Here is a 15357-nt window from a genome sequence, read left to right as displayed (position 1 = left end):
TCCTCGCTCCCACGCTCTGCGTGGTAGCGCCAGGACCCAACCACAGACACGATTCCTGTGGTTGGCTATGCATTCCCACGCAGAGCGTGGGAACGAGGTTTCTGGTGGGTTTTGCGACAGCCTCCTTCGCGGGAAAGACGGTACGGACAGCGGACTTCTAACCCGGAATATTGGCCACCATCCGCAAAGAGGTGGTCAGCTCTTCCATCTGCAGCCAGGGGCGCAACCAGGCGATGGCGGAATAACACCCGGGGCGACCTGCCTGTTCCTGCACCATGATTCTGGTCTCCCGCAACGGGGTTCTGGCCCGGGCTTCATTGCCCACGGCATTGGGGTTGGTGTAGAGGCTGATCCAGGTGGACAGGTCTTTCTCCACATCAACCGGGTCCATGGCCGAGCCAATTTTGTCCCGTCCCATCACCTTGAGATAGTGGGCAATCCGGGAGCTGGCCATCATATAGGGCAGCCGGGCGGAAATAGCCGCATTGGCAGTAGCATCCGGATCGGTATATTCCTTTGGCCGGTTCAGGGTCTGAGCCCCCATAAAGACCGCATAATTGGCATTTTTGTAATGGACCATAGGCAGCAGCCCCAGGTCCGACAGCTCCTTTTCCCGCTCATCGGTCAGGTTAACCTCGGTGGGACACTGCTGCACCTGGTCACCGGCTACTGATATGTAGGTGTAATTGGGCAGGTTCTCCACCTTGCCGCCATTTTCCAGACCGCGAATCGCCGTACACCAGCCAAAGGCAGTAAAGGCACTATTAATCAGCAGCCCCATATCGTAAGCAGCGTTACTCCAGGTAAAGTCCCGGTTGGAGCGGGGCCTGCGCAGACCATCCCGACCTTTGGGAAACTCCTCGAGGTTAAAGCCCTTAACCGGGCTTGTTGCCTCACCATACGGCAACCGGGCCAGAGTCCGGGGCATGGTCAGGGCAACGTAACGGGCATCATCGCTGTCCCGGAAGGCGTTCCAGCTGGCATAGGCGGGGGAGTCAAACCCTGCCGCCACCGGCCTGCCCTCTCCGAGCTTGCAGATATCGTCAAACTCAAACAGACGGTGCGATGCGGCGGCAATAAATGGCGAATGGGAGGCCGCGGCCACCACGCCGAGATAGCGCAGCAGGGCCACATCCTCATCGTTGTGGCTGAAGGTATAATCCCCCAGCAGCACCCCGTAGGGTTCACCCCCGGCGGTACCAAACTCATGTTGATATACCATATTGAACAGACGACTGCGGTCAACAGCTGGCGCCTCTTCAAACTGGTCAAGCAACTCATCCCGGGTTATATCCAGCACCCGGACTTTCAACTGCGGACCTACTTCACTGTTGCGGATCAGTTTATTGAGCCCCCGCCAGGAGCCTTCCAGCTTCTGAAAACCCTCCTGGTGCAGCACCTCGGTCAGTTGCCGGGATATTTTATCGTCCAGGGCATTAACCGCTTCTTCAATGGTTTTGGTCAGGTTTTTACTCCAGACCACAGTGCCTTCCAGAGCCTGCCGGGTCAGGGTAGACAGCAGTTCCCGGGTGGTATCCGGTGCGGTCTGGCTGGTGGCTGCAATGGCCCGGTCCAGAAAGCTTGCCGTTTCTTCTGTGGCAGATTCGGCAGACTCTTCGGACTGCAATTGTTCGTCGCTCATGATGCCGGTTCCTCCCGGGGATTCTTTTTTGAACCACAAAGACACAAAGGCACAAAGTTTTTTTGGTTGTTCTCACGCTGCGCGTGTAACAGACCAATCCCTTCTTTTCTTTGTGCCTTTGTGCCTTTGTGGTTCATGTCTTGTAAGTTCATTCTTTATCCTCACCGGCATTATCAGAAGCGCCGATTTCCGCCGGATCAATCCCCAGTTCACCGGACAGCCCCTCCAGGGCATCGGTACTCTGCAGTACTTCCTTAAGCAGGGCTTCCAGGTCCCGGGAACGGTCGGCATGAGCCAGCAGTTCCCTCAGCTGATTACGCACCGCCATTAGTTTGCGCAGGGGTTCAATTTGCTGAACAACATTGGCAGGTTCAAAATCACGCATGGAAGCAAACGACAGGTTTACGGCAAACTCGCTTCCATCCTCAGAGCCATCCTCAGAGCCATCATTGACCAGCTTATTGTCCACTTTCAGATTCAGCTGGGGGCCAATGGTGGCCATAACGGAATCAAAGTTATCCTGATCGATATCAGTAAAGTTCCGAAAATCCACATCCTCCTTCTGGCTGTCTGGCCGGTCGCCGGAAAATTCACCGATAACCCCTACCACAAAAGGCAGCTCACGCTTTTCCAGAGCACCGTTGGTTTCCACATCATAGGTAATGCTGACCCGGTTTTTACTGACCCGTTTATGCTGTGTATTCAAAGCCATGGTGGTTGTCCTTTATTGGAATGGGATTCAGCCTTTACTGGAATGGGATTCAGCCTTGCCGGTGGGCAGATCGTAGGTGACATCACCACCGGGCTCCAGCTTGCCGCCTTCTCCCTCATTCCAGTGCTTCACTTTTACCTTGCTGTAGGCCAGGGCAATACTCTCGAAAGGGGTGGCGCCATCGGAAGCACTGAGGCTGTAGTTGACAATACGGGCATTGATCAACTGGAGCTGCAGATAGACCTGTGCACCCTGGCCGGAACGGTCCGGCTTGGTCACAATAATATCGATGGTGTCGCCTGCATCCCCGGGCACGTACATACGGGAAAGAATATTTTCCGAGGCACCGTCCATCTCCTTGCTGATGGTGATCTCACTCATGGACACCATCCCGGAATCCCGGTTCATACCATTCCCGATGTCCATAGTGACCGCACGGGCAGCGCCCCAGTTAAAGGAACGAATGGCAAACCAGCCCTTACCGCCGACACTGTCCCCCCCCGTGTATTCAGCCGTGGCATCACCTTTGCTCTGGGCTTCACCCAGCTTCATGAACATGTTAGCCATAACTTTTTCCTCGGGTACAAACTGTTAACAAGCGGGGCTGGTTACACAAGATCGTCCAGATTACTGATGTTCAACCCGCCAGGCGCATCGGCAGCAGAGGGCTTTGGCTCAGTATCAACATCTGACTGACGACTATTGTTTTCTATCTGTTCAGGTTTTGCTGCAGGAATGCCGTGTTCTGCTGGTTCTGATGATGGTTCCGATGATGGTTCTGATGCTGGTTCTGATGATGGTTCTGATGCTGGTTCTGATGATGGTTCTGATGATGGTTCTGATGATGCTTCTACCACTGATTGACTGCGGTGTTCTGTGCCTGCTGGCTCTGTGACCGGTGATTCGGTGAGGGCTGTAGGCATCTGGCCAAGCCCGGCCACTGAGGGGCCGGGGATTGGTATCCGGTGTGTCATATTCATGCCAGTTAACTCGGTGATTCTGCCCAGCAGGTGGTCATTACCCTCCATCAGCTCGTTCATTAATTCCGGTAACGGCGTATATCCCCAGCGAATGGCTTTCTCCAGTAAATACGACACCGGACTCTGCGGCTCTGTATGCTTGAAATAATCCGATAGCAACCTGAGCTGCTGGAATGCCTGGTTACGGTTGAAGGACGGGTCAACACCGGAGGTTCCGGCCGGCCTCTCACTCACGCTGGCAACTTCTTCCCCATGCTCAACGGGGATATCTGTATCTGACACTTCTTTGAAATCATTTCCGGCAGCAGTTTCATGGTTGCTGGCCCGGGTAGCCTTGCGCGCATCCGGGGGCCATGGGGTAATCAGGCCTTCGGTAAGATCCTGAATGGCCAGCAGACCGGACTCCAGTGCCTGACGCAGAAACCGGCTGCCAGGGGCCGGCATATTGCTTTTCCTGAAATGGGTTATCAGGGTCTTATCCAGGGCATCCAGCCCATCAAGAACATCCTGAATGTCGTTTATTTGCTCAATTACATTATCAATGTCGTTTTTCTGAAAAGTGGAAAAGGTGGTTCTGACCTGCTGCTTCAGTTCATTGCGACCAGCCTCTTCCCGCTGGTAACGGGCATAGTCAATATCACTGACCAGGGGCAGCATTCGTAACGGCACGGCGATCTGGCAACTCTCCTCCGATTCACCGAACAGCAGTTTCAGGGCTCGCCCCTGAACCTCGGCCCGTTCCATGGCGGCATTATCCGGATCCGTTGACCGGAGTTTTTCCTCCGGCAGCCAGGGCTGCACCTGCTCACCAAATACCCGGACAGCCCGATCAATCAGCTGAATCACCAGAGCCAGCTGGGCAAAGGGTTTTTCCGTGAAGAGCTGGGCCATGGCCAGCCAGGCCAGGCATTCCAGATCCCGGGAAGATTTTTCCAGGATTTCCAGTAACTGCGAACCCAGCTGCAGCCAGTTGTTCCGGTTCTCAATCTCAAGGACATCCAGCTCAACGGGATCCGGATTCAGGGACAGTGTCTGCAGGCTGGTCTGAGCAATGTTGTAAGCATTGCGCAAAGGCCGATACAGGGCGCGGTTACTTTTCAGGTACTCACCGGCCGGTGAATCCGGTGAACCCCCTGAAAGAGGCACCAGAAAAGAGTCAAGCTGTTCGACAGATAACAACTCTGGCATGGCAAGAACTTGGTACTTATTTTCAATAAACTGAAGACAGATTAGTTCTACTTCTCCGGTTCTGCCAGATTCTGTCGCCTACATAATGTCGTATATTTTCATATACGTATAAAAACCCGGCAGACACTTTAGAACAAAAATTAATCATTATGACCTAGATCAAAAAAACAACTAAACAAAGTCTGTACAGTCCGCTCCATTGATTACTAATGAGCGGGTAGCACGCTATGTCACAAACTTTTACTCAATCGATTCCTGCCAACAATGCCGCTTCAGGCAGCTGGGAAAAACGCGATACTGAATGGATGCTGACATTGTTTGGTACTGCCATTGGTGCCGGCGTACTGTTTTTGCCAATCAATGCCGGACTGGGTGGCATCTGGCCTCTGATCCTGATGACTATCATCATTGGTCCAATGACTTTTCTGGCGCACCGCGGACTTAATCGCCTGTGTCTGTCATCGAAAAACCCGAATGCCAATATCACTGAGACAGTGATTGAGCACTTTGGACAAAAGGCAGGCAGCCTGATCACCCTGGGTTATTTTGCCTCCATCTACCCGATTCTGCTGATTTATGGCATTGGCATTACCAATACCGTCAGCTCACTGATGGTCAATCAGCTGGGTATAGAAACCCCCAATCGCGCAATCCTGAGCTTTGTTCTGGTAGCACTTATGGTCAGCGTGATGGTGGCAGGACAGAAAACCGTCCTGAAAGTCACCAATACCATCGTTTACCCGTTGATCATCGTGCTCTTCGGTACCTCTTTGTACCTGATTCCACAGTGGACTACCGCACAGTTTGACGTCAGCATTTCTGCCGTTGATTTCCTGAAAACGCTTTTCCTGACCATTCCGGTTCTGGTCTTTGCCTTCAACCACTCGCCGGCGGTCTCTTCTTTCTCTTCAACCTATCGCAAGGATCTGGGCGATCAGGCAGAGCAGCAAACCAGCAAAGTACTGATGCGCACCACCATGATGCTGGTTGGCTTCACCATGTTCTTTGTTTACAGCTGCGTACTGACACTGTCACCCGCAGAACTTCTGCAAGCCAAAGCAGCCAACCTGCCGATCCTCTCTGTTTTTGCCGAGCGCACTGATAACCAGATATTCGCATGGCTGGCGCAGATTGTTGCTATCGTTGCCATCTCTTCCTCCTTCTTTGGCCATTACATGGGCACCCGTGAAGGACTGAAGGGCATGATCGTCAACCAGGCAAAGGCAAAAGGCAAAACAGTAAACCTGAAAGCGATCGATAAAGGGATCATCGTCTTTATTACCCTGTCGGTCTGGGCCGTAGCCTATGCCAATGTCAGTGTGATGGGCATGATCGAGTCTCTGGTTGCCCCTATTCTGGCGATGATCCTGTTCATCCTGCCGGTGTACGCAACCCATAAAGTTCCGGCCATGGCGCAGTACCGTTCAAAAGCCAATATCTTCACGGTGATCATGGGTATCATTGCCATCACGGGCTTTATTACTTCTCAATTGATCTGATACAGCGGGATAAATAACAACGCTTATTCGGAAATCCGGGAGTAGCCACGCTACTCCCACAATATCCCCCCAGCGCAAACACCGGCAAAATAGAACCCTGACTTTCCAGCAGTAATATCTCAGTGCAAACCCTGACAGAGACATTACCCCTGAACAGTTTCCCCGATGGTCACCAGCGGCAGTACCAGTAACTATGCTCAGTATTTTTGATATTTTCAAAACCGGCATCGGCCCTTCCAGCTCTCACACAGTTGGACCTATGTGGGCGGGCTATCGCTTTGTTAACGAATTGGCAGAAAAAGGGATCCTGTCCAGTATTACCTCTATTCGGGTTGGCCTTTATGGCTCACTGGCCCTGACCGGGGTTGGTCATGGTACTGACAAGGCGACATTACTTGGCCTTGCCGGTTACCGTCCTGACACCATTGAGCCTGATGATGCCGACACGATTTTTGCAACGATAAAAGAAAAGCAATCCCTGGATCTGGCCGGTCATCAAACCATTGAGTTTGATTATGATACGCAGCTGATTTTCCATAACGGTGAAAGCCTGCCCGAACATCCCAACGGCATGCGGATTTTTGCCTCTGATGCCAACGGCGTGGTTGTTTATTTCAAATCCTATCTGTCTGTCGGCGGTGGATTTATCGTCAGTTCAGACGAATTTAACAAGCCAGAAGCGGCTAATGGTTCGGAACCGGCTGACGCCATTCCCTACCCGTTCAGATCCGCCGCCGAGTTGCTGGATCTGTGCCAGCAGCATCAGCTGACCATCGCCCAGCTCACCATTGAAAACGAGGTCGCCCGGCACGACGGCAACCTTGAGCTGGTCAATGAAAAGATTGATGGCATCTGGGAAGTGATGAACAGCTGCATCGAACGCGGCCTGAAAATGGAAGGTTTTTTACCGGTCAGTGGTCTTAAGCGACGCTCTGCCAACATGTACAAAACCCTGACCAGCAACCCCGAAGCGATGCTGATGGATCATTTTGCCATTATGGACTGGGTCACCCTGTTCGCCATGGCGGTTAATGAAGAAAATGCCTGTGGTGGACGGGTTGTCACCGCACCAACCAATGGTGCTGCTGGCGTTATTCCTGCGACACTGGCTTACTACACACGATTTATTTCCAGAAACAATCAACAGGGTATCCGGGATTTTATTGCCACAGCGGCAGCCATTGGCTCCCTGATTAAAATGAACGCCTCAATTTCCGGTGCCGAAGCAGGCTGCCAGGCCGAAGTAGGCTCCGCCTGCTGTATGGCCGCTGCGGCACTGGCGGCCGTTCAGGGCGCTACCATGGAACAGGTAGAAAATGCGGCGGAAATTGGTATGGAACACCATCTGGGCATGACCTGTGATCCTATTGCCGGCCTGGTGCAGATCCCCTGTATTGAGCGCAATGGTATGGCGTCCATTAAAGCCATTACCGCAGCAAGACTGGCCATGCGTGGTGATGGTGAGCATGCAGTGTCTCTGGATAGCTGTATTGAAACCATGTACCGCACCGGACTGGATCTTCAGGCTAAATACCGGGAAACTTCGCTGGGGGGGCTGGCACTTTATGCCAGGGCGCAACCCATTAAAATGGTTTCCTGAATCGACTTTATCCCTCCTTGAGCTGCCATAGCTGGAAGCTCAGGCACCCCCTTAATAATTTACCGATTTAGAACTCGATATCCGCTCACCCTGAGCGTCCTTCGACTTCGCTCAGGATAAACGGACGAAGGTTATTTGGATACGAGCCTGACCTGAGAATAACATTGCCTGTATAAAGCAGCATGAGAGCCATACAAATGGTCGAACCATCTATTGACTTTATTTATGATCTTTAAGCAGTTTCAGATGGTAAAGATAAGGGGTCATCTTTTCGTCAAACAAATACTTTTGCAAATTACTATCATTACCAAGCTCTTTGACAGTCTGGTCATTGTTCAATACCCACATGCCTCTCTCGCTTTTTTCAATATAAACATAATGACCGGAATTGATATCGCCTTTATGAGAGCAGAAGCCGGTAACAGAAGTGTTTATATTTAAGGAGTTCCCTTTCATATCAATAACTGGAATATCAACACCTTCCAGACAGGACTCGAAGAACATTATCCCCTCATTATGCAGCTTCTCGCCAGTCTGATTTGTATAGCTGAAAATTCTCGGCAACAGCATAAGCGATTGAAGCTTTTCAGGGTCGACAACCAGCACCATCTTTTTAGTGGGTTTGATCCATGGGGGGATCTCAGAGCGTACTGTCGCCCCTGTCGCTGTCGCTCTTTCGAAATAACCATCCTCGTTGAGCTTTATTGATTTAACACTCATCAACCGTGCCCGGTCAGAATCGCATTCACAGCTATTAGCAAAATGTTCTTTATATCGCTCAAGTTCCCTTTGATAATCATCCCGATGATTCATATTATCCTGCCGCAGAGCACTGCGATCTAACTTGAACTCTTCAGCGTGTTCACTACCCCACAAAAAATCATCTATTACTTCTTCTTGAAAAAAATCATTCAGACATTCCATGTAGCCGGCTGCCTCGCCTCTCTTTAAATTGGGGGTGATAATCGTTTCCCTGGAGCTGTCTTCTTTATATTTGAAGCCATGAAAACGTTCACCAATTGTCACCTTGAATTGTGACGTTACCCGGAAGGAATATTCCGGTTTCTCAGAATACCCCAGGATTTTATCCAGCAGCTGAATCAGTTCATGGACATCATTCTGCCGGTTATCAGAGAATTGCTTATTAACGTCATCTTGCTGGCAGCGGAGCTGTAACTGTTGAAAAAACTCAGCGCTCTTTTCATCGACCCATTCGCTGCAGAAATACCCGGCACGAAAGTACTTTATGGCTGCCAGCAGGTTAATCAGCTTTTCCCTGAGCATCTGATTCTCTACAGCCCCGGTAGTACCCATGTCACTATTAGCACTAACTCCTTCGAGAGATCTATTAAGCGCCTCTATTGATACCTGGTTAGCCAGCATTTTTATCACTGAATTGTAGTAACACAGGTTTCCCCGATTGACCAGGCCCGGAGCTTTATCAGCCTGTTCCATCTCGGGTCTGTATAAATTAATATTTTCAGGTGCCTTGGCAGCAAAAAAAACATGGCTCTGTTTATCCGGTATTTGGCAATAAATCAGATCGTTAATCAGCTTTGCCCTGACTATACCCCCTGGCATCGAAGTGGGTATTTCTGCCCTATGGCTGATGCTTTTGTTGATTACCTTTTGTAATTTATCAGAACTCTTGTTTCCCATACCATAGCCGCCCCCCCATAATGATTCGCGGAAATCCCACATCTTGATGGTATTAATCTCGTTAATAAAATGCTGCCATGCATATTCCATTTCAACCGCTGGAATCAGTCCAGCCCTGACCATGAACAGCCTTAGCATCAACAGATCCAGGTTACGTATACCGCGTTCTGTTACTGAAGGATAATCTTTATTTTTGCGTAATGATTGCAACATTTGTTCAGAGTCAACACTCCGGGAGTGATTGACAAGCGTTGTTGTGATGTTTTCTCCAAGGTATTCCTCAACCTTTTTATTCAATGTCTCATCCGGAGATAAGCTTTCACTGCGACAACGTTCAATATCTTCCTGAATGATTAAATCGCAGAATAACTTCCTGAAGCCAGGCCTGTTGAGATCGGTTTCAATCTTGCCAATATCCTTCCGGACAGATATAGAATCAGATCCCCCACAGAAATCAATAATATTCTGTCTGGTAATCGGTATTATCACGTCCCTGAAAAGCTGGCCTTCTCTATCCGTTTTGTATTGGATAATACCGGCAGCTGCCATTCTCAAATACAGGCGCTCCCTGACCGGATATTGTTTGGCTACCCTTTTCCCGATCTCAGTTACAATCCGTTCTTTCTTCACGAGTGGAAGCATCCGGCTAACAGAGTCTGCAACACGGGTCACCATATTACTGAACATGCCTGTCTTTTGCCGAACGACAAACTCTTTATTCTCAACGTCCGTAATAACACCTCCCTGATTGAGACTGTTCCAGCATTGAGCACCTACAAAATCCTTTGGATTCATCTATCACCTTTATAATCGAATAAGCGGTAAAGCGGTCGGGAGAGGATCTCAATATCGTAAAACAACAAAAAAGAAAACTTGTATTTCAAAATTTCTGACCAATAGATCTTTCAAAAGTTCCACGCCCTGGGCTTCTACAGATGGATTCGTGTTATTCCGACAGATCAACTCCACCAGCATTCAGGACAGCCTGTTCGCAGCGCAAGCAGGACAGCCTGTTCGCAGCGCAAGGATTGAAACTTATTTTTGACCGACCCTTTCGACCATCAAGTTCAGAATTTTTGAGGGTAGATACCTGAGATCTGTTTGACTGCCAGCAATAGCCTCTTTGAGCTGACCGGTAATGCTCTGACTCCATACCGATTAAAATTGAACTTAATTAGCCAGATAGACTCTAAAATCATTCTGAGCGGGATGAAATAGCTGGCAAAATTATTGCCTTGAATAGAACGGGTTTCGAGTAGTTATTACTCCTGCTCGCCCCCTCTTTTTTAATTTAAACAGCGGTTTTCTAACTCAACCTATCAAACATTGCCAATAAAAATTGAGATCAAGGAAACAGGATGAATATGTATTGTCAATTATCGACCTCAGCCAGAGCTTACGAAAAGCCTGCTTCATCTTCAGATAATGACGGTATTAGCGGTACTGTGTCAGTTACCAGCGGTGGCCACACAGTCAGCCCCGCTCAGTCTTCCAATAAATTGAGCGTCACAGCCACGCAATTACACTCCCTGACGGGTAATTATGCCGACAAATCCGAAAAAACTATCCCGTGCAATATTCTCCAGTATGGCCAAAAACTCCCTGAGCAAATCACACCACCCGGAAAGTTTCACGGAGCTTTAAATGACAGCGACAAACTTGTTGAAAATTTATTAAAACGGGCTTCAGTTGCAAAAACGGTCTTTAATCCTGAAGCAGGCAGCCCCGGAAAGACAGTCAAAGCAGGCCATGAATCAGAAGAATTTAAACGTACCTGGGATCTTTACCAACAAAAAAACCTGGAAGCCAACAGGGGAATTGCTGATCCCAAAAAGCAACAATTCAACGGAAAGCAACTGTGTGTGTATTTTTCTATTCCTCAGTTTACCGATGACAACTCAGAGGAAACAGGTCTGAAGTTGAAGTTAGTGCCCAGTGATTATTTTTCACAGGCGATTAGTCGATCGAACAAAGCGAACCATGATATTTCAACAGTAAGAACAGCCTACAACTGCGGTGCAATTATGCTGGTCATGACCACCGATAATAAAGTCGTCTTCGGATACCGCAATGACAAACCTATGTTTACTGCCGGCTTCATTTTTGGTGACCGCGAGCAACAGACGGACGAGTCTATCGCGCCAGCTCTTGATAAAATTGGCAAAACAACGACTTTTGCAGACCTTGCCCGTGAAACCGCATTAAATGAGCGCAGGGAAGAAGTTTATGATGATGATGGAAACTGGGATACAACCATAGAAACCTTTGGAATGATTGGCGAAGCTCTACACTGGCCAAGTAAGAAAGCAGAACAAGACTTTCAAAAATCAGTGTTTGTCATTAAAAGCACCGTATTTATGGAACATATTCCAGTATCCTCTAAAAAACTGGAAGCATTAAGGCAAAAGAAGGCACCGAAAGATGATCACGAGCTGGGAGAGTTGCATTACCTGGGGAAAGATGATTTTAAAAATGAAAGTAGAGGTAAAGAGTTCATTGCGGAGCATGCAAAATGTTTTGAGATGCTGTCACAGTTTTTTACCGACAAAGTTACCGAAAAAAACTGAGTGCAGGAGTGCAGGAGTGCAGGAGCACTTTATTTAGTGCTCCTGCAAAAGCTATTAACCGGCCATTTCCAGCAACAATTTGTTCAATCTCTGAACATAAGTGGCCGGATCATCCAGCTGACCACCAGCCGCCAGGCTGGCCTGGTCAAATACCACCCGGGTCAGATCCGCAAAGCGGTCTTCATCCGCTTCTCTATCAAGACGGGCAATCAACGGATGCTCCGGGTTAATCTCAAAGATCGGCTTGGCCTCAGGCATGCTTTGACCAGCCGCTTCCATGATTCTGCGCATTTGCAGGCCCATGTCGTTCTGGCCAACCACCAGACAGGCCGGTGAGTCAGTGAGGCGATGGGTCACCCGTACCGATTCCACATCCCCAGCCAATACATCCTGAACCCGCTTCACCAGATCTTCATTGTCTTTGGCAGCGGTTTCCTGGGCCTTCTTCTCATCTTCAGAGTCCATGGCACCCAAGTCCAGATCGCCACGGGCGGTATCGACAAATGACTTACCATCGAACTCAAACAGGTGAGACATCAGCCACTCATCAACACGGTCGGAGAGCAGCAGGACTTCAAGACCTTTCTTACGGAATACTTCCAGGTGCGGGCTGTTTGCCGCCGCTTTCGGATTTTCTGCAGAAATGTAATAGATCTTGTCCTGACCTTCCTGCATCCGGGAAACGTAACCTTCAAGAGTTTGATCCTGATCGGTTCCCTGACTTTCGGTGCTGGTGAAACGCAACAGCTTGGCAACACGCTCACTGTTGGCGTGATCTTCAGCAGGGCCCTCTTTCAGAACCTGACCAAACTCTTTCCAGAATCCCGCGTAGCTCTCAGGCTCTTTTTTAGCCATTTTTTCCAGCATATCCAGCACCCGTTTGGTCAGTGCGGTTTTCATGCTGTCCACAGCAGGATCTTTTTGCAGAATTTCCCGGGAAACGTTCAGTGACAGGTCATTGGAATCCACAACCCCCTTGATAAAGCGGAGGTACATGGGCAGAAACTCATCGGCCTGATCCATGATATAGACCCGCTGAACATAGAGCTTAAGCCCTTTTTGCATATCGCGGTTATACAGATCAAACGGCGCTTTGCCCGGAATATAAAGCAGGCTGTTATATTCCAGCTTGCCTTCAACCCGGTTATGGCTCCACTTCAGCGGATCGGTATGATCGTGGCTGACGTGCTTATAAAATTCTTTGTACTCTTCATCGCTGATGTCACTGCGGGAACGAGTCCAGAGCGCCTTGGCAGTGTTTACGGTTTCCCACTCAGGCGCTTTATCTTCCGCCGGCGCTTCTTCTTCATCCCCTGTTGGCATGCTCTCCTTAACCATCAGGATCGGCATGGAAATATGATCAGAATACTTGCGGATGATATTACGCAGACGCCAGCCATCGGCATACTCTTCAGCTTCCGGCTTCAGATGCAGAATAACGGTGGTACCCCGCGTTTCCTTATCAATGGCTTCAACGGTAAACTCACCGGAACCATCGGAAACCCAGCGCACACCTTCCTCTGAATCCGCCTTACGGGTTTCTACTGCCACCTTATCCGCCACAATAAAGGAGGAATAAAAGCCAACACCAAACTGACCAATCAGCTGGGAGTCTTTCTTTTGATCGCCGGACAGCGTGCTCAGAAAGTCAGCGGTACCCGACTTGGCAATAGTACCCAGGTGGGCGATCACATCCTCCCGATTCATACCAATACCGTTATCAGAGATAGTGACGGTTTTGGCGTCTTTATCGAAATCCACCCGGATTTCAAGGTGCGGGTCACTCTCCAGCAGCGCACTGTTATGAAGGGCTTCGTAACGCAGCTTATCCGCTGCATCGGAGGCGTTGGAGATCAGCTCCCGTAAAAAAATCTCTCGATTGGAATACAGTGAGTGGATCATGAGGTGCAGAAGCTGCTTAACCTCAGTCTGAAAACCCAGTGTTTCTTTTTTCGTTTCGACGGTCATTGGCCCCTCAATCTCGCTTTAATAATCTATTGAGTTTCTTGATGACACTGAGATATGGGCAAAGCGGATAAATTCAACCCTGATTGACAACTGATTGATAAAAAGCTCACTGACGATGGGATTATTCTGTGTCACCGGCCTGTCGAAACCCAGCCAGTCCTCAAAACTTCCTGCACTTAAAAATATTGTAATTTCTTTTCTTCGGGTCTTTTGAATTCTAAGTGGGTAAGACAGACTGCAATGAAAGATAATCAGGGGATAAGCCACGCAAAATAGACATCGTCATCCCCGCTACACACCGTCATCCCCGCTACACACCGTCATCCCCGCGCAGGCGGGGATCCACTGCTCGAGACAGACCCCACTCTCGAGATGAATTCCCGGCTTCGAGGCTGTCGCAAAAGGTAACCGGGCAACAATCTGGCCGCAGGTCGGTTCGCAAGTGAACCGACCTGCCAAATCTACCCATTTTAATTTCAAAAGAGCCTTATTTTCCAGGTTTGCATCAAACGCTTCGCGAATTCCCTAATTAAAGCCTGTTTTCATCTGACACCCATTGATGCAAAATGCACCTCTATCCTCTGACTATTTACTACAGCCCAGAGCCTCGTTTTAGCCTGAAATACCATTTCCGCCCTTTTGCAGCGTGGGCAATGAAGCCGTAGCCAGAAGCTGAAATAACATTATCTTTCTGCCATTCATGAGATGCATACGATGGCGGGCGTTGGAGAATCAATGACGGAAACGCAATATCTTTTAGCCTGGGTTGTCTACCTTACGGGAGCTACTGGCTGTCTACTCAGCCTGTGGTTTATGGTTCGCAAGTGGTATCCACGACTCAAACGGCTACTGATGATGACCTTTGCGATTCTTTTTTTTCTACCCGGAATCATTTACCCCGAACAGGATTACCTTGGCCCTGCGTTCCTGATCAGTTTATATGATGGCTTAAGCCTGGGAGTTGATACCATGTGGCGTAGTGGTCAGGCGGTTGCTATAACGGCTGGCGTCGCCGCTATCGTGGCCTTTTTATTACCCGTCGGCAAAGCTAAAGCGGCAACCAGCGACGATAAAAAGAAGTCGCAACAGGGCAAAAGAAGCAATAGCGCTCAGCGTCAAAGAAAAGAGCCTACCTGTTAAAATCGTTGTCCGTTATCCGTAGTCCGCAAAAGCGCAAGCGTGACCTGCTTTTTCGGACTACGGACTACGGGCATCGGGCAATTCTTCAACTTAACGACGATTTATAAAAACATGTGTGAACTTCTCGGGATGAGTGCCAATACCCCCACAGACATTGTCTTCAGCTTTAGCGGTCTGATGCAGCGTGGTGGTAAGACAGGTCCCCACAGCGATGGCTGGGGAATTGCCTTCTATGAGGGAAAAGGATTGCGGGAGTTTCGTGATCCCAACCCCAGCTGTGATTCTGAAATTGCCAACCTGGTGTGTCGCTACCCCATCAAAAGTAACATTGTGGTCAGCCATATTCGTCAGGCAAATGCCGGAAGAATCGCCCTGGAAAACACCCACCCATTTACCCGGGAG

11 protein-coding genes are annotated in these 15357 nt (G+C 49.4%); 5 read left to right on the top strand and 6 right to left on the bottom strand.

Translation table 11 applies throughout. From position 1 onward, the window contains the following. Positions 1–157: 157 nt before the first annotated feature. The 4 genes from tssC to RM811_RS11100 form a co-directional block, all read right to left on the bottom strand. Positions 158–1642: a type VI secretion system contractile sheath large subunit gene (gene tssC, locus RM811_RS11115; protein ID WP_402524060.1), complete on the bottom strand. Its 1485-nt coding sequence runs from the start codon at positions 1640–1642 to the stop codon at positions 158–160. Between the two features lie 148 nt (positions 1643–1790). Further along, positions 1791–2354: a type VI secretion system contractile sheath small subunit gene (gene tssB, locus RM811_RS11110; protein ID WP_402524057.1), complete on the bottom strand. Its 564-nt coding sequence runs from the start codon at positions 2352–2354 to the stop codon at positions 1791–1793. A gap of 27 nt (positions 2355–2381) precedes the next feature. Further along, a complete protein-coding gene (locus RM811_RS11105) occupies positions 2382–2921 on the bottom strand; it encodes an Hcp family type VI secretion system effector (protein ID WP_402524055.1) in 540 nt (179 codons plus the stop codon). A gap of 41 nt (positions 2922–2962) precedes the next feature. Continuing rightward, positions 2963–4522 carry an ImpA family type VI secretion system protein gene (locus RM811_RS11100; protein WP_402524052.1) on the bottom strand — a complete coding sequence of 520 codons (1560 nt, stop codon included), beginning with the start codon at positions 4520–4522 and terminating at the stop codon, positions 2963–2965. Positions 4523–4749: 227 nt separating this feature from the next. Between RM811_RS11100 and RM811_RS11095 the strand changes: the two genes are divergently transcribed. Together RM811_RS11095 and RM811_RS11090 are read left to right on the top strand one after the other, a co-directional pair. Then, complete coding sequence (locus tag RM811_RS11095; protein WP_402524049.1) at positions 4750–6021, top strand: aromatic amino acid transport family protein; 1272 nt, start codon at positions 4750–4752, stop codon at positions 6019–6021. A 193-nt stretch (positions 6022–6214) separates the two neighbouring features. Beyond that, entirely contained in the window at positions 6215–7621 is a 1407-nt protein-coding gene (locus tag RM811_RS11090; RefSeq protein WP_402524047.1) for an L-serine ammonia-lyase, read from the top strand. 219 nt (positions 7622–7840) lie between these two features. On the opposite strand, the gene RM811_RS11085 is transcribed toward RM811_RS11090, so the two are convergent. Further along, entirely contained in the window at positions 7841–10075 is a 2235-nt protein-coding gene (locus tag RM811_RS11085; protein WP_402524045.1) for a hypothetical protein, read from the bottom strand. Between the two features lie 563 nt (positions 10076–10638). Between RM811_RS11085 and RM811_RS11080 the strand changes: the two genes are divergently transcribed. Further along, positions 10639–11847 carry a hypothetical protein gene (locus RM811_RS11080; protein WP_402524043.1) on the top strand — a complete coding sequence of 403 codons (1209 nt, stop codon included), beginning with the start codon at positions 10639–10641 and terminating at the stop codon, positions 11845–11847. Positions 11848–11901: 54 nt separating this feature from the next. On the opposite strand, the gene htpG is transcribed toward RM811_RS11080, so the two are convergent. Continuing rightward, the gene (gene htpG / locus RM811_RS11075; RefSeq protein WP_402524042.1) at positions 11902–13815 is read right to left on the bottom strand and encodes a molecular chaperone HtpG; all 1914 of its coding nucleotides are present in this window, start codon (positions 13813–13815) and stop codon (positions 11902–11904) included. Positions 13816–14550: 735 nt separating this feature from the next. On the opposite strand from htpG, the gene RM811_RS11070 reads away from it, so the two are divergent. Next, complete coding sequence (locus RM811_RS11070) at positions 14551–14955, top strand: hypothetical protein (protein WP_402524040.1); 405 nt, start codon at positions 14551–14553, stop codon at positions 14953–14955. A gap of 111 nt (positions 14956–15066) precedes the next feature. Next, positions 15067–15357, top strand: a 291-nt coding sequence (locus RM811_RS11065) for a class II glutamine amidotransferase (RefSeq protein ID WP_402524038.1), incomplete at its 3' end; no start/stop codon positions are given.

The sequence above is a fragment of the Endozoicomonas sp. genome (assembly GCF_031844845.1).
GTDB lineage: Bacteria > Pseudomonadota > Gammaproteobacteria > Pseudomonadales > Endozoicomonadaceae > Endozoicomonas.
Note: the sequence above shows the minus strand (reverse complement) of the source record. Positions and strands in the feature narration are given on the sequence as shown.